Below are 255 nucleotides of genomic sequence, written 5' to 3'. Positions count from 1 at the left end.
TCCCGGCCGCTGCCCGGGCTGCGGGATCGCCGGGACCTACCGCGACAGCACCGAACGCCGCGTCAGCGACGTCCCGGTGGTCGGGCATCCCCTCGAGCTGCGGGTCCGGGTGCCGCGCTACCGCTGCATGCACGACGGCTGCTCACGTGAGGTCTTCGCCCACGACACCAGCCGGCTGGCCCGTCCTTGGGCGTCGACCACCGGACGCTGCGCGGCGTTCATCCTGCGTCGGCTGATGCTGGACAAGGCCACCGT

General features: G+C 72.9%; 1 protein-coding gene. It reads left to right on the top strand.

The annotated features are described in order from the left end of the window. Window positions 1-255, top strand: a 255-nt coding sequence (locus tag QSK03_RS33045; protein WP_285660084.1) for a transposase family protein, incomplete at both ends; no start/stop codon positions are given.

This window comes from Actinomycetospora sp. NBRC 106375 (assembly GCF_030269665.1).
GTDB lineage: Bacteria > Actinomycetota > Actinomycetes > Mycobacteriales > Pseudonocardiaceae > Actinomycetospora.
Note: the sequence above shows the minus strand (reverse complement) of the source record. Positions and strands in the feature narration are given on the sequence as shown.